This is a genomic window from Paucibacter soli, from assembly GCF_037482845.1.
Lineage (GTDB): Bacteria > Pseudomonadota > Gammaproteobacteria > Burkholderiales > Burkholderiaceae_C > Paucibacter_B > Paucibacter_B soli.
On the sequence record NZ_JBBHJW010000010.1, the window covers coordinates 231,745 to 251,454 of the forward strand.

At 68.8% G+C, this 19,710-nt stretch carries 18 protein-coding genes; 9 read left to right on the forward strand and 9 right to left on the reverse strand.

Annotation, left to right across the window (positions count from 1 at the left end; translation table 11 throughout):
- The first annotated feature begins 83 nt into the window (after positions 1-83).
- From WG898_RS20565 to ubiM, 3 genes are all read left to right on the forward strand, one after another.
- Positions 84-572 carry a RidA family protein gene (locus WG898_RS20565; protein ID WP_339604640.1) on the forward strand — a complete coding sequence of 163 codons (489 nt, stop codon included), beginning with the start codon at positions 84-86 and terminating at the stop codon, positions 570-572.
- The gene (locus WG898_RS20570) at positions 572-1,063 is read left to right on the forward strand and encodes a disulfide bond formation protein B (RefSeq protein ID WP_339604641.1); all 492 of its coding nucleotides are present in this window, start codon (positions 572-574) and stop codon (positions 1,061-1,063) included. Before WG898_RS20565 ends, WG898_RS20570 begins: the two co-directional genes overlap by 1 nt.
- A gap of 1,352 nt (positions 1,064-2,415) precedes the next feature.
- On the forward strand, positions 2,416-3,621 hold the full coding sequence (gene ubiM / locus WG898_RS20575; protein WP_339604642.1) for a 5-demethoxyubiquinol-8 5-hydroxylase UbiM: 1,206 nt from the start codon (positions 2,416-2,418) through the stop codon (positions 3,619-3,621).
- On the opposite strand, the gene WG898_RS20580 is transcribed toward ubiM, so the two are convergent.
- The 6 genes from WG898_RS20580 to WG898_RS20605 all read right to left on the reverse strand — a co-directional run bounded on the left by WG898_RS20580 (position 3,608) and on the right by WG898_RS20605 (position 10,799).
- Positions 3,608-5,428 carry a gamma-glutamyltransferase family protein gene (locus tag WG898_RS20580; RefSeq protein ID WP_339604643.1) on the reverse strand — a complete coding sequence of 607 codons (1,821 nt, stop codon included), beginning with the start codon at positions 5,426-5,428 and terminating at the stop codon, positions 3,608-3,610. The genes ubiM and WG898_RS20580 overlap by 14 nt on opposite strands.
- Positions 5,429-5,463: 35 nt before the next feature.
- Complete coding sequence (locus WG898_RS20585) at positions 5,464-6,849, reverse strand: DUF1501 domain-containing protein (protein ID WP_339604644.1); 1,386 nt, start codon at positions 6,847-6,849, stop codon at positions 5,464-5,466.
- Positions 6,850-6,860: 11 nt separating this feature from the next.
- The gene (locus WG898_RS20590; RefSeq protein ID WP_339604645.1) at positions 6,861-8,528 is read right to left on the reverse strand and encodes a DUF1800 domain-containing protein; all 1,668 of its coding nucleotides are present in this window, start codon (positions 8,526-8,528) and stop codon (positions 6,861-6,863) included.
- 96 nt (positions 8,529-8,624) lie between these two features.
- Positions 8,625-9,317 (reverse strand): helix-turn-helix transcriptional regulator, encoded by a 693-nt coding sequence (locus WG898_RS20595; protein ID WP_339604646.1) that lies wholly within the window; start codon positions 9,315-9,317, stop codon positions 8,625-8,627.
- A 130-nt stretch (positions 9,318-9,447) separates the two neighbouring features.
- Positions 9,448-10,086, reverse strand: a complete 639-nt coding sequence (locus WG898_RS20600) for a CoA transferase subunit B (protein WP_339604647.1) — start codon at positions 10,084-10,086, stop codon at positions 9,448-9,450.
- Positions 10,087-10,088: 2 nt separating this feature from the next.
- Complete coding sequence (locus WG898_RS20605) at positions 10,089-10,799, reverse strand: CoA transferase subunit A (protein WP_339604648.1); 711 nt, start codon at positions 10,797-10,799, stop codon at positions 10,089-10,091.
- Between the two features lie 156 nt (positions 10,800-10,955).
- Between WG898_RS20605 and WG898_RS20610 the strand changes: the two genes are divergently transcribed.
- The 6 genes from WG898_RS20610 to WG898_RS20635 all read left to right on the forward strand — a co-directional run bounded on the left by WG898_RS20610 (position 10,956) and on the right by WG898_RS20635 (position 16,907).
- On the forward strand, positions 10,956-12,218 hold the full coding sequence (locus WG898_RS20610) for a hypothetical protein (RefSeq protein ID WP_339604649.1): 1,263 nt from the start codon (positions 10,956-10,958) through the stop codon (positions 12,216-12,218).
- 5 nt (positions 12,219-12,223) lie between these two features.
- Entirely contained in the window at positions 12,224-13,348 is a 1,125-nt protein-coding gene (locus WG898_RS20615; RefSeq protein WP_339604650.1) for a substrate-binding periplasmic protein, read from the forward strand.
- Positions 13,349-13,390: 42 nt separating this feature from the next.
- The gene (locus WG898_RS20620; RefSeq protein WP_339604651.1) at positions 13,391-13,792 is read left to right on the forward strand and encodes a PaaI family thioesterase; all 402 of its coding nucleotides are present in this window, start codon (positions 13,391-13,393) and stop codon (positions 13,790-13,792) included.
- A 12-nt stretch (positions 13,793-13,804) separates the two neighbouring features.
- A complete protein-coding gene (locus WG898_RS20625) occupies positions 13,805-14,368 on the forward strand; it encodes a LuxR C-terminal-related transcriptional regulator (protein WP_339604652.1) in 564 nt (187 codons plus the stop codon).
- 139 nt (positions 14,369-14,507) lie between these two features.
- Positions 14,508-14,879 (forward strand): HU family DNA-binding protein, encoded by a 372-nt coding sequence (locus WG898_RS20630; protein ID WP_285232701.1) that lies wholly within the window; start codon positions 14,508-14,510, stop codon positions 14,877-14,879.
- A gap of 129 nt (positions 14,880-15,008) precedes the next feature.
- Entirely contained in the window at positions 15,009-16,907 is a 1,899-nt protein-coding gene (locus tag WG898_RS20635) for a B12-binding domain-containing radical SAM protein (protein WP_339604653.1), read from the forward strand.
- On the opposite strand, the gene WG898_RS20640 is transcribed toward WG898_RS20635, so the two are convergent.
- From WG898_RS20640 to WG898_RS20650, 3 genes are read right to left on the reverse strand one after another with little or no spacing between them, the layout of a single operon-like run.
- Positions 16,904-17,638 carry an arginine N-succinyltransferase gene (locus WG898_RS20640; protein ID WP_339604654.1) on the reverse strand — a complete coding sequence of 245 codons (735 nt, stop codon included), beginning with the start codon at positions 17,636-17,638 and terminating at the stop codon, positions 16,904-16,906. The two genes, WG898_RS20635 and WG898_RS20640, sit on opposite strands and share 4 nt — an antisense overlap.
- Positions 17,635-18,702, reverse strand: a complete 1,068-nt coding sequence (gene astA / locus WG898_RS20645) for an arginine N-succinyltransferase (protein WP_339604655.1) — start codon at positions 18,700-18,702, stop codon at positions 17,635-17,637. The genes WG898_RS20640 and astA overlap by 4 nt, the downstream gene beginning before the upstream one ends.
- Positions 18,699-19,700 (reverse strand): GlxA family transcriptional regulator, encoded by a 1,002-nt coding sequence (locus tag WG898_RS20650; RefSeq protein ID WP_339604656.1) that lies wholly within the window; start codon positions 19,698-19,700, stop codon positions 18,699-18,701. Before WG898_RS20650 ends, astA begins: the two co-directional genes overlap by 4 nt.
- Between the last annotated feature and the right edge of the window lie 10 nt (positions 19,701-19,710).

The window sequence follows — 19,710 nt, forward strand, 5'->3', positions numbered from 1 at the left end:
CCCATGCGCGCCGCGGCCGGCAGGGCTTGCCGGTGTAGGATGCGCGCCAAAGTTCTAACCCCTTTTTGAGTCTGCGACCAGCCATGAGCGCCACCACCGCCAGCAACAATGTGTATGACCGCCTGAACGCCCTTGGCATCACGCCGCCGCCGCTGGCCGTGCCGGTGGCCGCCTATGTGCCCTTTGTGCGCAGCGGCAATCTGCTGTTCCTCTCGGGCCATATCGCCAAGCAGGACGGCAAGCCCTGGGTGGGCCAGCTCGGCCGCGACACCGACACCGCCACCGGCAAGCTGGCGGCGCGCGCCGTGGCGATCGACCTGATCGGCACCCTGCATGCCGCCGTGGGCGATCTGAACAAGATCAAGCGCATCGTCAAGCTCACCAGCCTGGTCAACAGCACGGCCGACTACACCGAACACCATCTGGTGACCAATGGCGCCTCCGAGCTGCTGGCCGAGGTGTTTGGTGACGAGGCCGGCAAGCATGCCCGCGCGGCCTTTGGCGTGGCGCAGATCCCGCTGGGTGCTTGCGTCGAGATTGATCTGCTTGCCGAGTTGGTCGAAGGCGCCTGATGTTCCTGACGCCCTCGAAACTGCCGGCCCGCACGCTCGGCGTGATTGCGCTGGCCAGCCTGGGATCGGTGGCCTTCGCGCTGATCGCCCAGCATGCCTTCAATGTGAAGCCCTGCCCCTGGTGCGTGATGCAGCGCGGCATCTTCCTGCTGCTGACCGCCTGCGCCGGCCTGGGCTGGCTGGCCAAGCGCCAGCCCGCGCTGCGCAAGGCCAGCCTGCTGGGCTGCGGCCTGCTGGCCCTGGCCGGGCTCACGGCCGCCATCTACCAGCATGAGGTGGTGGCCAAGCTGGTCTCCTGCGACATGACCCTGGCCGACCGCATCCTCACCGCGCTGGACCTGGAGAACCTGCTGCCCTCGGTCTTCATGGTGACGGCCTCCTGCTCCGAGGCCTCGGCCTACACCTTGCTGGGCGCGCCCTACGAGGTCTGGGCCGGCCTGCTGTTCGCCGGCACGGGTGTTGCCAGCCTGCTGGCGCTGCGCAAAACCTGACGGCAGCTCGGGGGAACAGGCACAACTGAGCCCCTGAGGCTGCTGCCCCGTGACATGGCTTTTGACCGACGTTCGGAAGCCGGCGGCGTCTGACAAGAAAGACGCCCGGTCTCCGGCCCTGCCGAGTCGGACAGAGGGTCAGGTCTTGTCTGCATAATCAAGACTTGACCCGAGCCCTGCCGTTGCTATTGCGGAACAAGTGCACATCCACAGTGCTTGCACTTCTTGGCCTCTTTGAGCACCAGCTCAGCACAGTCAGGACACTTTACGTGCGTACCTGATTCGGAAGAGATGAGGGATGTCTGCTTGCAGGTGGGGCACATTTTCGAGTTCCCGCTTCGCCGCCATATGGAATAGATTACTCCGGGGACGACGTAGAAGAGGTACAGGATCAATTCGATCCATCCGCTTCCCTTGTTTCTGGCAAAGGGCGAGTAGGTCTTGCAATCGAGGCAGTAGTATCTTGCAACCCCAGTTGGGTTGTCCGCACACATGGGGCAAAAGTACTTCCCGTTGCGCTTCGTAAGGCCGGTAAACGCCCCTGTGACTCCCTTGCCGCACCCTCCGCACGCTGTGACCAAGCCCAAGACAATTCTCCTTTGTGTTTGAAGGACGCCGCGCTGCAGCACTGACCGTTTGAGATGCCTATCAGTCAGCGTTTCTCAGCTGGCGCACGGCGCATTGCAAGCGGCCCAGAACAACCGGCGGCGGACAAACAGCGTTGAACTGAACCGCTGAGCCCGACGCTGCCGGTCATTGGGGCTTGCTAGGTCGAATTCGACGCGTGCATGCAGGCCATTATGTGCGGCCCGTCGCCCGTGAATACACGGGGATGCCCGCAGTGCCATGGGCATACAGCCCGCCGAGTAAGTCTGTGGCGAGCTCAGGCCGTGTTCGGCCGCTTCGCTTGTTCCTTTGCCCTACGCAGGCAGCGATCTCAGCACATCCAGGATCTGCAGATCGCGCCGCGGCAGCTACCACGAAGCCTCGTCGCACACGCGCATCGGTGTTGGCAAAGCCCTGGGCGGGTGGTTGCGAAGGCCCTTTGCGCTGCCGAGCAACGCAGCGCCTTGTGGCCGCGCGCGTACTCGCGCGCTTCAAGCTCTGGTATGGCGCAGCATGTCTGAACGCAGCGAGCCGTAGGTGAGCGCAGTGAGTTCTGCGCCCGGCCACAAGGCGCGAGTAGCACAGGGGAGCCCGAGCGCAGCGAGGGCCTGCGCAGCCGGGCCGCAGCGGCCACCCGCCCAGGGCTTTGCAGCCGCCCGCCCAGCCAGGCAAATCCGCTGTGCGGCGACAAGCCAGAACTGAGCTGCGTCAAGGCGCAGCCAGCCTACAGCGTTTAGGCTCGCCGGATGCACGAAGAACAGCCCCAAGTCCTCATCATCGGCGCCGGTCCGGCCGGCCTCTCGATGGCCGCCGCGCTGGCGGATGTCGGCCTCGCCAGCACCGTGCTGGAACAGGCGCCGCTGGCGCAGATTGCCGATCCGGCCGAGGACGGCCGCGAGATCGCCCTCACCCACCGCGGCATGGCGGTGCTGCAAGCGCTCGGCGCCTGGCAAGACCTGCCGCCGGAGCAGATCTCGCCGCTCAAGCGCGCCCACGTGTTCGACGGCAACGCGCCGAGCTTTCTGGGTTTCGATCCCGGCAGTGGCGGTGCTGATGCTGAGCAGCTGGGTGCCCTGGTGCCCAACCACTGGTTGCGCCGCATCGCCTACCAGGGTGCGCAGCGCCGCGCCGGCCTGATCAGCTTGCGCTGCGAGGCACGCATGCGCAGCCTGAGCCTGCAGCAGGCCGATGCCGCCAGCGTCACGCTGGAGAGCGGCGAGACGCTCCAGGCGCCGCTGCTGATCGCCGCCGACAGCCGCTTCTCCAATGCCCGCCGCCTGGCCGGCATAGGCGCCGAGATGCGCGACTTCGGCCGCGGCGTGATCGTCTGCCGCATGGCGCATGACGAGGTGGACCACCAGGCCACCGCGCTGGAGTGCTTCCACTATGGCCACACCATGGCCTGGTTGCCGCTCAACGGGCGAATGAGTTCGCTGGTGCTAACGATGGACAGCCAGCCGCTGCAGGAGCTGCTGGCCTGGGACGAGGCACGCTTCACGGCCTGGGTGCAGGAGCACAGCCTGGGCCGGCTGGGCCGGCTGCGGCTGCTCGGCCCGCGCCACCATTACCCGCTGGTGGCCACCTATGCGCACCGCTTTGCCGCGCCGCGCTTTGCCCTCATCGGCGATGCCGCGGTGGGCATGCACCCGGTCACCGCGCATGGCTACAACTTCGGGCTTTACGGCGTTCAGACCCTGGCCGCCCTGCTCAAGGGCGCGGCCGACCCGGGTGATGCCGCCCTGCTGCAGCGCTATGCGGCCGAACACCGCCGCGCCACCTGGCCGATCTACCAGGGCACCAATGCGGTGGTGAAGCTCTTCACCGACGAGCGCCCGGGCGCGCGCCTGCTGCGGCGCGGCGTGCTGACGCTGGCCGGACGGCTGCCGCCGCTGAAGGCCGCCATCAGCGCGCAGCTGACCGGCAAGCCCTGGCTGCCCTTCAGTCGCCCTTGACGATGCCCTCGCGGCGCGGGTCGGCGCCGCCGAACCAGCCGCTGCCACGGCGTTCGATCGCCTGCAGGCCGCTGGGGAAATCGGTCTCGATCACCTGATGACCCAGCGCGCGCAGGCCCTGCACCGTGGCGGGCGGCAGCAGGCCGCGCTCCAGCACCGAGGGGCCGTTGAAATTGCCCACATTGGGCAGGTTGATGGCGCGCTGCACATCCATGCCCCAGTCCTGCGTGGCCAGCAAGGTCTTGGCGACGAAGTGGATGATGGCCTGCCCGCCCGGTGAGCCCAGGCTCATCAGCAGCCGGCCATCGCGCGGGTCGAACACCAGGGTCGGGCTCATGCTGGAGCGCGGGCGCTTGCCGGGCTCGACGCGATTCGCCACCGGCCGGCCCTGGGCATCGCGCGGCAGCATGGCGAAATCGGTGAGCTGGTTGTTGAGCAGGAAGCCGCCCACCAGTCCGGTGCCGCCATCGCTCATGATCTGCGCACCGAAGGCCGCTTCCACCGTGGTGGTGAACGCGACCGCCTGGCCCTCGCCGTCGATCACGCTGATATGGCTGGTGCCATGCTCGGCCTGCGCGGCCTGCGGCGCATGGGCGCTGCGTGCCTGGCGCGGCGTGCCGGCCTGCGCCTGGCCCATGCTGCGCGGGCCGATCAGCGCGGCGCGCTGGCGCAGGTAGTCGGGGTCCAGCAGGCTCAGCCAGTCGCCCGCCGGTGGTGCCACGAAATCGGGATCGGCAATGTACTGGGCGCGGTCGGCATAGGCCAGGCGCGAGGCCTCCAGATAGCGGTGCAGCCAGGCCGGGCGCGGCAGCCCGTCCTGCAGATCGCGGGCGGCATCGCCGGGCGGCAGCATGCCCAGGATCTGCATCATCGTCAGGTGGCCTGAGGACGGCGGTGGAAAGCCACACACGCGCCAGCCAGGGTCGCTGCGCCAATCTGTGCAAATGGGCCGGCGCTCGACCGGCCGGTAGGCGGCCAGATCGGCCTCGCTGAGCAGGCCCGGGTTGCTGGCATGGCCGCGCACCCGGCGCACCATGTCCCGGGCCACGCTGCCGCGGTAAAAGGCCTGCGCGCTGCCCTCGGCGGCGATGCGCCGCAGCAGCTCGGCCAGCGCCGGATTGCGCAGGCGCTGGCCCTGGGGCCAGGGCTTGCCATCGGCGTCGAAGAAATAGCGTGCCGCCAGCGCATCGCGGCGCAAACCGCTGGCGCCACCCAGCAGCAGGTGCAGGCGAGCGCCGACCTCGAAGCCCTGCTCGCAAAGCGCGATGGCGGGTTCGAACAATCGCGCCCAGGGCAGGCGCCCATGCCGGCGATGCGCGGCCTCCAGCATGGCCAGCACGCCGGGTGTGCCCACCGCGCGGCCGCCCACCACCGCCTCGTCCATGCCCATGGGGCGGCCGTCGGGCCGGATGAAGAGACGCTCATCCACCGCGGCAGGCGCGGTCTCGCGCCCGTCCCAGGCGCTCAAGCCCCGCCCATCCCACAGCATCAGGAAGGCGCCGCCGCCGATGCCGCTGGACTGCGGCTCCACCAGGGCCAACACCAGCTGGGTGGCGATGGCGGCGTCGAGCGCATTGCCGCCGGCCTTGAGGATCTGGTAGCCCGCTTCCACCGCCTGCGGATTGGCCGCCGCCACCGCGAAATGCCGGCTGGCCCAGCCGGGCTTGGCGCGCCAGCCGCTGGCGGCCTCGGGTTGGGCCGGCACGGCTGGTATGGCTGGCACGACTGGCGGCGGCGGGGGGCTGCTGGCGCAGGCCAGTAGCGCAAGGCTCAGCAGCAGGCCGAGCGGCTTCAGGGGCAGTTGCATGAACGGGACGAGACCGAAGCGGCGGAGGCTCGATCCTAAAAGATCCCCAGGTCTTTCACGCTGTAGTTGCCGATCTGCGGCAGCACCATGGATAAGTTGGCGGCGCTCACCCCCATCCAGCTGGCCAGGGTCGCGCCGAGCTGGTCCACCGCGGTGCTGGGCAGCAGGCGGCCCTGGCCCACATCGTCGGGCCCGTTCACCGACACCGAGGGCAGCTGGCCCCAGAAGCGCCCGCCCTTGACCGCGCCGCCCAGCACGAAATGATGGCTGCCCCAGCCATGGTCGGAACCATCGCCATTCGAGGTCAGCGTGCGGCCGAAGTCCGAAGCGGTGAAGGTGCTGACCTGATTGGCCACGCCCAGCTCGACGGTGGCATCGTAAAAACTCGCCAGCGCATCGGCCACGCTGGCCAGCAGGCCGGGATGCTGGTCGGGCAAAAAATCGTGCAGATCGAAGCCGCCGAGCGAGACGAAGAACACCTGCCGCTTGGCCCCCAGGCCGGCGCGCGCGGCGATCAGCTTGGCCACCATGTGCAGCTGCATGGCCAGGCCGTTGGCGGCGTCGAAGGGGGTGGCCAGGGCCGGCAGGCTGGCCAGCGCGCCCGCCACGATGGACTGGGCGCTCACCGAGCGGCTCACCACCCGGCTGAGCTCCTGCTCCATCCAATGCGTGCGCGGCGCGGTGATGAGGCTGCGCAAGGCGTCAGCGCAGGCCTGCGAGCCGAACAGGGGCTTGGCGATGCCGTTGATGGCCACCGCGCCGGTGCTGGACATCTGGTACTGCACCGCCTGCTGACCGGCCATGAAGACGGCATTGCCCGAGACATTGATGCAGCTGAAGGTGGCGTTGCCATTGCTGGAGAGGAATTGGTCGCCCATGCGCCCGCCCCAGCCCGAGGTGGCACCTTCGGGCAGCGAGGCCTGCCAGACGCTTTGCTGGTCGTTGTGCGAGAACAGCTTGGGCGGTAGCGGCACGCTTTGCGCCTTGTACTGGGCCAGGCTGGTGGGCTGCATCAGCGTGCCCACGTTGAGCAGCATGCCGAGCTTGCCGGCATCGAAGATCCGTTTGAGCTTGCCAAGTTGCGGCGCCAGCGCCATCTGGCGCCCATCGGCCAGCGCCACCGAGGGGCTCAACAGCGTGGCGGCGAGCTGGTCGCGCGGGGTGGCAATGGTCTGGCGTATCGCCTGGTAGGCGCTGTGGCTGGCGCTGTCATAGGGCACCAGGGTGTTGCCATGGTCGTTGCCGCCATACAGGAAGACGCAGACCAGGGCCTTGTAGTCGCTGGGTGCGGCCTGGGCCGCGGCCTCGCCGATGGCGGCCAGGTTCAGCGCCCAGGGTGCGGCCACGCCCGCCAGACCCAGTGCGCCGGCGCGCCGCAGCAGCTCGCGGCGCTGCAGTTGTTCAAGCTTGCTGATGTGCATGGAGGGTTCGCTCACTTCTGGATCAGGTATTCGGGGCAGGCCATCACCAGCATGAGGCTGGCATGCACGCGTGCGAGTCGGCCGGCCTCGGTGCCGGCGCTCAGGCTTTGCACCGCGGCCACGATGCTGGCCTGGGTGGCCGCGGCCAGCCCATCCCCCGCCAGCAGCAGCGCATGCCGGGCCACCAGGGCCGGCGCATCGCCGGCCAGGGCCAGATCGGCGCTGTAATCGGGCCTGAGCTCGCCCAGCCCGTTGGCAATCACGTTCTGCATGAAGTTGAGGTAGCCGGCCACCGTGCTTTCATTGCAGAGCTGGAACTCGGGCGCGGTCACGCCCTGGGCACCCAGCGGCGAATTCGGCGGCACATAGCCGGGCCGGAAGAAGTTGAACACCGAGGGGCTGCGCAGCGGGCTCTGCCCCAGCCGCGTGGCCGGGTTGGAGAGGTCGCCGATATTCCACAAGTCCGTCGGCGAGTTCAGCTTGGCATGGCGCGCCCATTGCACAAAGCGCTGCACCGGCTCACGCAGCTTGCCCACGGACGGCCCCGTGCCCGGGCTGCGCGCTTCCGTGTCCAGCAAGATCGCCTTGATGACGGCCTTGAGGTCGCCGCGCTGGCCCTGGCCGTTGTCGTTGAACACGGCGGCGACTCTTTGCACATAGGCCGGGCTGGGCTGCGAGCAGACCAGGCGCTGGATCAGCTGCCGACCTATGAAGGGGCCGACATTGGCATGGTTGGCCAGCGTGTCCAGGGCGATCTTGAGCGCCGCCGGGCCGTCGGCCGTGACCGGCACGTCTACGTTCAGCACCTTCTTGGCGCCGCCGGAGAAGCGCGCAGCCAGATGCACCATGGGCTTGCGCATGAAGCCCGGGTCGCTGGCGCTGGCGCCGTCAAACTCCCAGCCGGTGAACACGCGTGCCAGCTCGGTGATGCTGCTCTGCGTATACGTCTCGATGGGCTTGCCGCCGCTGGTCTTGGGGCTGCCGTCCAGGTTCAGCTCCAGCAGGCCGATACTGAACAGCTGCATCACCTCGCGCGCATAGTTCTCGTCGGGCACCCGACCGGTTTTGGCGTCCTCCTTCTGGTTGCCGCGCATATTCAGATAGACGCCCATGGCGTTGGACAGGCTCACGCCTTGCAGCAGATCGCGGTAGCTGCCAAAGGCGCGCTCCTCCAGCATATCGACGTAGGCGGCCACCGCCATGGCGCGCCAGGGCACCGGCAGGCCGGCCATCGACACCACGAAGATCTCGGAGAGCGCCAGCACCACACGCTGGCGCAGCTGGTCGGGCGAGCCGATCAGCTTGCGCCACAGGCTGGCGTCCATGCCGGCAAAGCCGTTGCGAAACTCGGTGCTGCCATAGCCCTTGCTCAGCATCCAGTCAAAGTGCGACTGGCTGCGCGGCAGGGCGAACTGTTCGTCCAGCCAGGCGCTCAGGCCCTTGCGCTTGAGCGCCGCGATGTCTTCAGCGTTGGCGGCAAAGCCAGCCTGGGCAAGCAGGCGCGCAGCGTCTGCGTCGGTCGGGCCGGCGGGGGGTGGTGGTGGCGGAGCTGGTGGCGGAGGTGACGGTGCGGGCGCTGGGCTGTCGCCGCCACCGCCTCCGCCGCAGGCACTGAGCAGGCCGGCGGCCAGGGCCGCGGCGCCGATGGGAAGGCTTGTCTCAAGACCTGGGTCTGCCATGCTGGTCCTTGTCAAAAGTTCCAGCAGTCTAGTAATAGCGACGCGAATTCTTGCGTCGCTCGCGTGAAGATTTGTAGCGGTACGAGGCTTCAGTCGCTAGCCGCGCAGCACACTCAGCATGGGCGGCAGCATCGCCACCAAGCCCACCAGGTCGCGGATGCTCTCGGCCTGGGTCTTGGCGCGCAGGCTGGCGATCTGGGTGCGGATGGTGGAAACGGCAACCTGGTGCCTGGCGGCGATGTCCTGCGGCTGCAAGCCCTCGCACAAGGCCTGCAGCACCTGCTGCTCGGCGCTGGTGAGGCGGTGTTCGCGCGCAAAGGCATGGATGGAGAGCTCGCCGCAGAGCTGCTGCTTGCCCAGCAGCACCAGGGCGCCGGGCCGGTTGTCGCCCAACGCCATCGGGATCACCGACAGCATCAGCCGCGCCGCGCCTTGCCCCAGGGTGATGAGCCGCCTGAGGCCCTGCAGCGCGGCGGCCTGCAGCGCCGCCCTCAGGCGCAGTTGGTCGGCCTCCTGGCTGGCGCTCAGACAGTCGTCATGCAGGCACAACCAGGCATGCTGGGCCAGGCGGCTGCGCGCCATGTGGTTGGCGTAATGCAGCTGGCCGCTCTCGCTGACCAGCAGCAGGCCCAGGTCGATCTCGTCGAGCGCGCGCGAGAACAGCGCGCCTGGCAGGCCGAGCGCGGGCGCGCGCCGGCGGCGTTCGGGTCCGCGATAGTCCGGCAGCCCCAGACCCGCCCAGCTCGGGCGCTGCTCCTCAACGCCCTGGGATTGCAGCAACGCTTGCATCTTGTGCCCCCCTGTACCACCGACCCGGCACCATCCACCTTGTGGATGAGCCGAGCGCGATTTTGTGTCAGGACCGGCCGCACAAGCCAGCGTCTAGGCCTTGCAGACTAGGGATGGCAAAACGCCGGGATCAGCGCAATGGCACGCCGGTCTTGGCCTGCACTTCCTCGCGCGTGACGCCCTCGGCCAGCTCGACGAGCTTGAGCCCCTCGGGGGTCACGTCCATCACCGCTAGGTCGGTGATGATGCGGTTGACCACGCCCACGCCGGTGAGCGGCAGGGTGCACTGCGGCAAGATCTTCAGATCGGTGCTGCCGTCCTTCTTGCGCGCCACATGCTCCATCAGCACGATCACGCGCTTCACGCCGGCCACCAGGTCCATCGCGCCGCCCATGCCCTTGACCATCTTGCCGGGGATCATCCAGTTGGCCAGATCGCCCTGCTCGCTCACCTGCATGGCGCCGAGGATGGAGAGGTTGATCTTGCCGCCCCGAATCATCGCGAAGCTGTCGTGGCTGCCGAAAATGCTGGAGCCGGGAATGGTGGTGACGGTCTGCTTGCCGGCGTTGATGAGGTCGGCGTCGACCTCGTCCTCGGTCGGGAACGGGCCTATGCCCAACATGCCGTTCTCGCTTTGCAGCCAGACTTCCTTGTCCGAGGGTACGAAATTGGCCACCAAGGTGGGGATGCCGATGCCCAGGTTCACATAGAAGCCGTCTTCGAGCTCCTGCGCGGCGCGTGCCGCCATTTGGTCTTGCGTCCAGGCCATGATCAGGCTCCTTGCTTCTTTTCAGAGAGCGTGCGCTTCTCGATGCGCTTCTCGGGATGCGGGTTGTGCACGATGCGATGCACATAGATGCCGGGCAGATGCACCGCGTCGGGGTCTATGCTGCCGGTCTCGACAATGTGCTCGACCTCCACCACGGTGATCTTGCCGGCCATCGCGGCGGCCGGGTTGAAGTTGCGCGCGGTGCGGCGGAACACCAGGTTGCCGCTCTTGTCGGCGGTATGCGCCTTCACCAGGGCCACCTCGGGGTTGAGCGCGCGCTCCATCACATAGGTATGGCCATCGAACTCGCGCAGCTCCTTGCCCTCGGCGACGATGGTGCCCACGCCGGTGCGGGTGAAGAAGGCCGGGATGCCGGCGCCGCCGGCGCGCAGCTTCTCGGCCAGCGTGCCCTGAGGCGTGAATTCCAGCTCCAGCTCGCCCGCCAGGTACTGGCGCTCGAACTCCTTGTTCTCGCCCACATAGCTGGAGATCATCTTCTTGATCTGGCGCGTTTCGAGCAGCTGGCCGAGGCCGAAGCCGTCCACGCCGGCATTGTTGGATATCACCGTCAGGCCCTTCACGCCGCTGTCACGCAGCGCTGCGATCAAGGCCTCGGGGATGCCGCAGAGGCCAAAGCCGCCGACCGCCAGCAACTGGCCGTCCTTGACGATGCCATCCAGCGCGGCGGCCGCACTGGGATAAAGCTTGTTCATTGCCGTCTCCAATCAAGCTGTGTTCGCAACGCCGCCGAGCGTACTACGTATGGCTTTACGTAGTCGTTACGTAGATTCGCCTAAGCTGCCCGCGGCTTGCCAACAGATCGCGCGCGCCGCTCGGCCTTACCATCGCGCCATGCCGCAGGAATCCCGATGACGCGCCGCCTCGCCATGGCTGCCGCCTTGCTGTGCCTGGGCCGGCCGCTGGTGGCGCCGGCGGCCGAGCTGCCCGCCTGGCTGAAGCTGGACGGCTTCGGCACCCTGGGCGCCTACCGTGCCGACGACCCGGTGGCCGGCGTGCGCGCCGACGCACGCACACCCACGCCCTCGCTGCGCCAATGGCGCATGGATGGCGACAGCCTCGTGGCCGTGCAACTGACGCTCGACAGCCCCGGCGAAGGCCGTGCGGTGCTGCAGCTGATCGCCAAGGACGAGGTGCCTGACCGCCTGCGCCCGCGCGTCGAATGGCTGTATGCCGCCTGGGACGCCGGGCCACGGCTGCAGCTCAAGCTCGGGCGCACCGCGTTGCCGGTGTTCCTGAACTCGGACACCCGCCATATCGGCTATGTCCAGACCGCGGCGCGACCGGTCAACACCGTCTACCAGCTCAATCCCATCACCCATGCGGATGGCGTGAACGCGCTGTGGAACGAGCACGGACCGCAGGGCGAGCTGAGCCTGGAAGCAGTGCTGGGGCGCGCCCGCGTCGAGGTGGCGGCCGGCTCCGTCGATGCCGAGCGCGCCGCCGCCCTGGTCGGTAAATGGACGCGGCGCGACTGGACGCTGCGGATGGCCCATGCCCAGTACCGCATCGCCGCAAGGCTACCGGCGTTCGAGCGGCTGTTCGAACAGCTGCGCTCGGGCAACACCGGCTGCAGCAACTGCGCCGCGGTGCTGGACGCGCGCGGCCGCACGCAAGGCATGGGGGTGCGCAGCGACGCCGTCGCCCTGGTCTACGACAACGGCCGCTGGGCCCTTCTTGGCGAAGCCATGCGGCGCGGCTCCAACGGCCTGCTAATCCCCGATGTGCGCGCCTGGTATCTGCAGGCCAGCCTGCGCCTGGGCGCCGTCACGCCCTATGCGGTGATCGGCCAGCAACGCTTCACCGAGGCGCCGCTGGGGCTGCAAACCGATGCCCAGGCCGGGCCCGCGGCGGCAACGGCGAATGCGGCGTTCGACCGCTATCTGCAGTCGCCCAATGATCGCCGCATCTGGCAGCTGGGGCTGCGCTGGGACTGGCGCGAAAACATGGCGTTGAAACTCCAGCTCGAGAGCCTGCGCCACACGCGCGAGAGCGGGCTGGGCCTCAACAGTCTGGTGAGCTACCCCTTCGCGGCGCCGCTGGGCGGCTATACCGACCCGCAATGGGACGGGCAGGTGCGGGTGCTGACGCTCAAGCTCGACTTCGTGTTCTGACCCGCATGGCTTGGCCCCCGACACTGCGGAGCAAGCTGCTGAGGCTGATCAGCCTGGTCGCCATCCTACTGGCCGGGCCGGCCGCTGCCGCCGAGCCCAAGGCCCTGCGCATCGCGGTGATCCCGGCCTGGGGTGCGCCCTATGCGATCTTCAAGGATGGCGCCTTGGTGGCTGGCATCGACTTCGATCTGGCCCAGGCGATCGGCGAGGCACTGCACCTGCCGGTGCAGCATGTGCTGCTGCCACGCCCGCGCGTGGATGCCGCGGCGGCCGCCGGCGAGATCGACCTGCGCTGCCACCTGAGCCCGGAGTTCACCCGCACGCCCGAGCAATACCTGTGGAGCGGCCCGCTGCTGGAGCTGGAAAATGTGCTGGTGGGCCACCAGACCGCCGAGCCCCTGAGCAGCCTCGAGCAGCTACCGCGTGGCCAGACGCTGGGCACGGTGCTGGGCTTTGTCTACCCCGGCGTTGACGAGCGCGTGGCCGACGGACGCCTGCGGCGCGAGGACACCATCGCCGTCGAGCGCTCGCTGCAAAAGCTCAGCCTCAACCGCGTGCCCTATGCAATCGCCGAGCAGCGCGAGGTCAGCTGGTACCAGCGCGCCAATCCCGGTCACAACATCGCCTTTTGGCGGCTGCCCTTGTTCAAGGCCGAGTTTCGTTGCGCCGTGCCCAAGGGAGGGCGCGTCGACGGCAGCGCCGAACACATGCTCGCCGCCATCGAGCGGCTGCGCAGCAGCGGGCAGATCGAGCGCATCCTGGCCCGCTATCTGGTGAGCCAGCCGGTGGTGGTGAGCTCGGCCAGGAGCCCGCTGGCCAGGCTCAGCCGGCAGGAGGTGAGCGAGCTCTACCTGGGGCAGGCACGCACCCTGCCCGACGGCAGCGCGCCACAGCTGCTGGCCAGCGCCGGTGCGCTGCGCGACGAGTTCTACGCGCGGGTGCTGGAGCGCGACGTGGCCCAGGTCAAGGCCGCCTGGTCGCGCCTGCTGTTCAGCGGCAAGGGCCATGCGCCGCGCGAGTTCGCCGACCCGGCGCAGCTGCGCGCCGCGCTGCTGGCCAACCCGGGCGCGATCGCGTTTCTGGACGCCAGCCAGGTCGATGCCAGCATGAAAGTGCTCTACGCCCCCTGAGGGCGGCGCTATGCTGAGGGCCTCGCAAGACCTTGATGGCTGATGAAAATCGACGAACTCCAGCAGGAAATTCCGCGCATCTTCGCGCCCTGGATCGCCCAGATGGGCCTGCAGGTGCTGAGTGCCGAGCCCGGCCGGGTGCGGCTGCGCCTGCCGATCAAGGCCGAATTCGTGCATGTGGGCGGCGTGATGTGCGGGCAGGCCGCGATGGCCGCGGCCGACACCGCCATGGTGCTGGCCATGATGGCCACGCTGGGCGAGTTCCGGCCCATGACCACGGTGCAGCTGCAGACCAGCTTTGTGCGCCCCTTGAGTGGCACGCATTGCGTCATCGACGCCCAGGTGCTGCGCAACGGCAAGAGCCTGGCCTTCGGGCAGATCGACATCCTGGGCGCCGACGGCAAGCTCGCCGCCCAGGCCACCACCACCTACGCCCTGCTCTGACGCGACACAAGCATGACGCTGGACTACCGCACCGCCTTCGACCTCGCACCGATCGGCCTGGTGCTGTCGGAGCAGCGCCAGATCCTCGACTGCAACCGCCATCTGCTGGCGATGTTCGGCGCCGAGCGCGAGCAACTGATCGGCCAGAGCTTCGAGCTGCTCTACCCCAGCCCGGCCGAGTTCGAACGCACCGGCGAGCGCATCGTCGCCAGTCTGGACGCCCAAGGCTTGTACGCCGACGACCGCATCATGAAGCGGCTGGCCGGCCCCAAGCGCGGCGAGCTGTTCTGGTGCCATGTCTCGGGCCGCACGCTCGACCCTCGCAACCCCCATGCCCAGGGCATCTGGAGCTTCGAGGACCTCTCGGCGCAGCGCCAGCTCAAGGCCGTGCGCGCCGAGCTGACGGCGCGCGAGCGCGAGATCGCCGCGCTGCTGATCGATGGCCTGACCAGCAAGTTGATCGGCAAGAAACTCGCCATCAGCCCGCGCACCGTGGACGTCTACCGCGCCAGGCTGATGAAGAAGTACGGCGCCGCCACCACGCCGGATCTGGTGCACAAGCTATTGCTGGCTTGAACAAAGGCCTCGTGCGGGCACGAGGCAAGACATGGCCCTGTTCATCGATGTTTTCCCTCATGCCCGCCCAGAGGCCCCTGTTTATCGGCCACAATACGCCCGCCCGGTACATCGGGCGCAACCAAACTGTCATACTCGAATGAACAAGACCGAACTGATCGAACACCTGGCCTCCAAGCACGAGCTGACCAAGGCCGAAGCCGGCCGCATCCTCGAGACCCTGCTGGACGCCGTGGTCACCACGGTGAAAAAGGGCGGCGCCGTTTCCATCCCTGGCTTCGGCTCCTTCAAGCAACACGCGCGTGCCGCTCGCACCGGCGTGAACCCCAGCACCGGCGACAAGATCAAGATCGCTGCTGCCAAGCTGCCCAAGTTCACCCCGGGTGCCGGCTTCAAGGCCGCCGTGGATCCCAAGGCCGCCGCTCGCAAGGCCGCCAAGGCCGAAGCCAAGCCGGCCAAGGCAGCCGCCAAGCCTGCTGCCAAGCCCGCCAAGAAGGCTGCCAAGAAGTAATTGCCACGCAGGCCGCCAGGCCTGCCGCTTTGGCATTGAGAGCCCGCCAGGCCCTGGGTCTGCCGGGCTTTTCCTTTGGCCTTACAGTGAAGGCCTGCGCTCCCGCGCCTGTCGTCCGCCCGCCCCGCCATGTCCGCCAGCTCCCTGCGTGTGCTCTCGCTCATCCCGCCGATGACGCAGCTCAACACGCCCTACCCCTCCACCGCCTACCTGACCGGCTTTCTGCGCTCGCGCGGCGTGCCGGCCGCGCAGCAAGACCTGGCCCTGGGCCTGGTGCTCAAGCTGTTCTCGCGCGCCGGGCTGCAGGCGATGCGCGCCAACGTGCAGGCGCTGCCCGAGGCGCGGCAGACCCTGCAGCTGCGCAACTTCGAGGCGCAGTTCGAGCGCTACCTGGCCACCATTGCGCCCACCATCGCCTTCTTGCAGGGCCAGGACCCGACGCTGGCGCACCGCATCAACACGCGCCAGTTCCTGCCTGAGGGCAAGCGCTTCGAGACCATAGACGCCTACCTGGCCGAGGACGGCGAGGACCCGCTGGCCTGGGCCTTCGGCGCGCTGGGCCTGCAGGACCGCGCGCGCCACCTGGCCACGCTCTACCTGAATGACCTGGCCGACGTGCTGCGCGAGGCGATCGACGAGCGCTTCGAATTCGTGCGCTATGCCGAGCGCCTGGCCACCGCCCAGCCCAGCTTCGACCCGCTCGCCGAGGCGCTGGCGGCGCCGCCCAATCTGGTCGACGAGACGCTCGCCGCGCTGACGCTGGAAGCGGTGGCCCGGCATGCGCCGCAGCTGGTGCTGCTGTCGGTGCCCTTCCCCGGCGCGGTGTATGCGGCGCTGCGCATCGCCCAGACCATCCGCGCCGCCCACCCCGAGATCAAGCTGGTGCTGGGCGGCGGCTTCGTCAACACCGAGCTGCGCGAGCTGGCCGAGCCGCGCCTGTTCGAATTCGTCGACTTCATCACCCTGGACGCGGGCGAGCGCCCGCTGCTGGCCCTGCTGGAGCATCTGCAGGGCCAGCGCTCGCAGCAGCGCCTGGTGCGCACCTTTGTGCGGCAGGACGGCGCGGTGAAGTACATCAACTTCGTCGAGCCCGACATTCCCTTCGACGCGGTGGGCACGCCCACCTGGGACGGCCTGCCGCTGGGCCAGTACCTCTCGCTGCTGGACATGCTGAATCCGATGAACCGGCTGTGGAGCGACGGGCGCTGGAACAAGCTCACCGTGGCGCATGGCTGCTACTGGAAGAAGTGCAGCTTCTGCGATGTGAGCCTCGACTACATCTCGCGCTACGAGGCGGCCTCGGCCAGCACCCTGGTGGACCGCGTCGAGGCCATCGTCGCCGAGACCGGTCAGACCGGTTTCCACCTCGTCGACGAGGCCGCGCCGCCCAAGGCGCTGAAGGCCTTCGCGGCCGAGCTGCAGCGCCGCGGCACCAGCATCTCCTGGTGGGGCAATATCCGCTTCGAAAAAACCTTCACGCCCGAGCTCTGCCAGCAGCTCGCCGAGAGCGGCTGCATCGCGATCTCGGGCGGCCTGGAGGTGGCCTCGGACCGGCTGCTGCAGCTGATGAAGAAAGGCGTGTCGGTCGAGCAGGTGGCGCGCGTCACCAAGGGCTTTGCCGACGCCGGCATCCTGGTGCATGCCTATCTGATGTACGGCTTCCCGACGCAGACGGTGCAGGACACGGTGGACGCGCTCGAATATGTGCGCCAGCTGTTCGAGAACGGCTGCATCCACAGCGGTTTCTTTCACCGCTTCGCCTGCACCGTGCACTCACCGGTGGGCATGGACCCGGCGGCCTTTGGCGTGCAGCTGCGCCCGCTGCCGCCGGGCGCCTTTGCGAAGAACGATGTCGGCTTCATCGACCCGACTGGCGTGGACCACGATCTGCTCGGCAAGGGCCTGAAGAAGGCCATCTACAACTTCATGCACGGCATCGGCGTGGACGAGGATGTGCGCAGCTGGTTCCCCACCAAGGTACCGCGCACCACCGTGCCGCGCCACAAGATCGCGCGGGCGCTCGGCTAAGGCAGCGGCAACTCCCAGATCGGCCCACCGTCGTCGATGCGCAGATGGCTGCTGGCGGCAAAGCCCTGGGCGCGCAGCGCGGCCAGCGCCGCCTGGCCTGCGCTGCCCACCTGCCCGGCCGCGGCCTGCGCCGCCTCGTCCAGGAAGGACAGATAGAGGGTCTGGCGCGGCAGCAGCGCCGCCAGGTGGCTGCGCCAGGCCTCGCCCAGGCGCGCCTCGGCCTCGGCGGCATCGCCCGGATAGAAGAAGGCGCCCAGGCCGCGCCAGAAGGGCGATGTGCCTTGCGCATCGCGCTGGCCGGCCAGTTCCACCAGCAGCCGTTCGCCATAGGCCTCGCGCTGGCCGGCGATCAATGCCAGCGCCGCCTCGATCAGCTGACCCAGCGCGGCCGCGGGCTCGCGCAGCTCGGGCGCGCAGGCCAGATCGGCCAGCTCACTCTCGCCGGTATGGTCGTTGCCCAGCAGCAGGGTGGCCTGGCATTGAAACAGGCCCAGCTCCTGCGCCGCATGCACGGCGCGGCCCAGGTGGTAGCTGTAGCGCGGCAGGTTCAGGCCAAGGCGTGCACGCAGGCGTAGGCAGGCCTGCGGCCTGTCGTCGGCGTCGGCCAGCAGCAGCCACTGTTCGCCCTCGGCCAGCGCCGGCTCCACCCTGGCACCGGTCTGGTTGCGCCACTGCACCAGCACCGCGGCGTCGCTGTCCGGGCGCCAGGGGCGCAGCCGCAGCGCGCTCATGCCGCCCTCCCGGCGTCCGGCCACAGCGGCGTGGCGCTGAGCCTGGCGCCGGCCAGCGCGCCGAGGCGCAAGGCCGCCTCGTGCCCCGGGGCCAGGTCTTGCGCGGCCGAAGGCAGCTGCGCCAGCACCGCGGTGAACCGCTCGCGCTGCCGCGTCGCCAGCAGATGCCAGACTCCCCCCTCGCTCTCCGCGCCTTGGCTCGGGCCGCCCTCGCGCACGCGCAGCTCGCGCGCATGGCGCACGCTGCGCAGCAGGGCCAGGCTGGCCTCCACGGTCGGGCCGCCGTCGAAGATGTCCACATAGGTGTCGGCGTCGAAACCCTCGTCCAGCAGGATGGAGAACGGCAGCTCGCCCACCGGATGCAGCTGCCCGATCGCCCATTGCGCGGCTTCGGGCAGCAAGGGCACATAGATAGGCGAATGCGGCATCAGGTCGGCGATGAAGGCCTTGCTGCGCCCGCCGGTCACGGCCTCGGCCTGCGGGTAGTCCATATTGAAGAAGCGCCGCCCCACCGCATCCCAGAACGGGCAATGGCCGGCCGCGTTGGACAGGCCCGGGCTTTCCGCCGCGATGCGATCGTTGAAGCGCTCGGCGCAGGCCTGGATGAAGAGCAGGCGCGCGCGAGAGAGCAGCTGCGCGGCCGGCCCCTGCTCATAGGCCGGCTCCAGGTAGAAGGAGGTCAGCAAGGTGTAGCCGGTGAGATCGTGGCACAGATGCAGGGTATGTACGCGCTGGCTCACGCCCAGCGCCGCCGAGGTATGCACCACGAACTCGTTGCGGTAGCTGTAAAAGCGGTCGTGAAAGCCGGCGCTGGCGGCGATGCCGCTGGTGCCGACCACGCGGCCTTGCCGGCAGTCCTCGAGCACGAACAGATAGGTTTCCTCGCCACTGGCCGCATCGCGGCTGGCAAAGGACTGCAGCGAGCGCGCGATGCGCTCGGCCAGCTTGTCGCGGTCGTGCGGCAGCGAGCTGATGCCATGCTCGCTGGCCGCGGCAATGCGTTCCAGGGCCGGCAGGTCGCTCATCGCCACCGGCCTGAGCAGAAAGTCGATTGGGCTGTTCATGGTGTGCTGTCCTTGGGCGCGGCGCTCAACTCGCGCCAGGCCGCCGCCCTTTGGCTGCGTTCGTCGCGCGGCGTATTGCCGAACAGGGACTTGTAGGCATTGGAAAAATGCGGCCCCGAGGAGAAGCCGCAGGACAGTCCAATCTGCAGAATCGATTGGCTGGATTGTTGCAGCAGCCGGCGCGCCCGCTGCAGGCGCAGTTCGACGTAGTAGCGCGAGGGCAGCGCGTCCAGGTATTGCTTGAAGAGCCGCTCCAGCTGGCGGCGCGACACGCCCACCAGCCGCGCCACCTCCTCGGTAGGCAGGGGTTCGGCGAGGTTGGCCTCCATCAAGGCCAGGGCCTCGCCCAGCTTGGGGCTGCCGCCGCCCAGCCGCTCGGAGACCGAGACGCGCTGGCGCTCGTCGCGCCCGCGCGCGCGCTCCAGCCCTAGCAAGGGCGTGAGCTCCTGTGCCAGGCGCTCGCCATGCAGCCGCGTCAGCCAGGCCAGCATCAGGTCCAGGCTGGCCGTGCCGCCGGCACAACTCAGGCGCAGCGCCGGCTCGGCGCCGCTGATCTCCCAGACATGGCGGGTCCAGACCACGCCGGGATGGGCGCTGATCAGCGCCTCGGCCAGGGTCCAGTCGACGGTGGCGCGCGCGCCGTCCAGCAAGCCGGCGGCGGCCAGCAGCGCGGCCCCGCCGTCCACCCCGGCGAGCGCGCAGCCGGCGTCGCCGAGCTGGCGCCAGGCCAGCGCCTGTCCGGCAGGCAACGCCGCACCTTCGCCCGCCACCACGAAGAGCGCATGCCAGGGCAGCTGCTCATCCAGCGGCTCGGTCTGCAGCAGGCCGCCGTTGCCGGCCGCCACCAGCCCGCCGGCCGGCGAGACCAGGTGGACCCGATAGGCCACCTCGTTCTGCAGCTCGTTGGCGAACTGCAAGGCATCCAGCACGCCGCTGGCGGCCAGCATCGAAAAGCCGGGCAGCAGCAGGACGGCGCAGGGACGGGTCGGCAGGCTCACGCGCGCACTG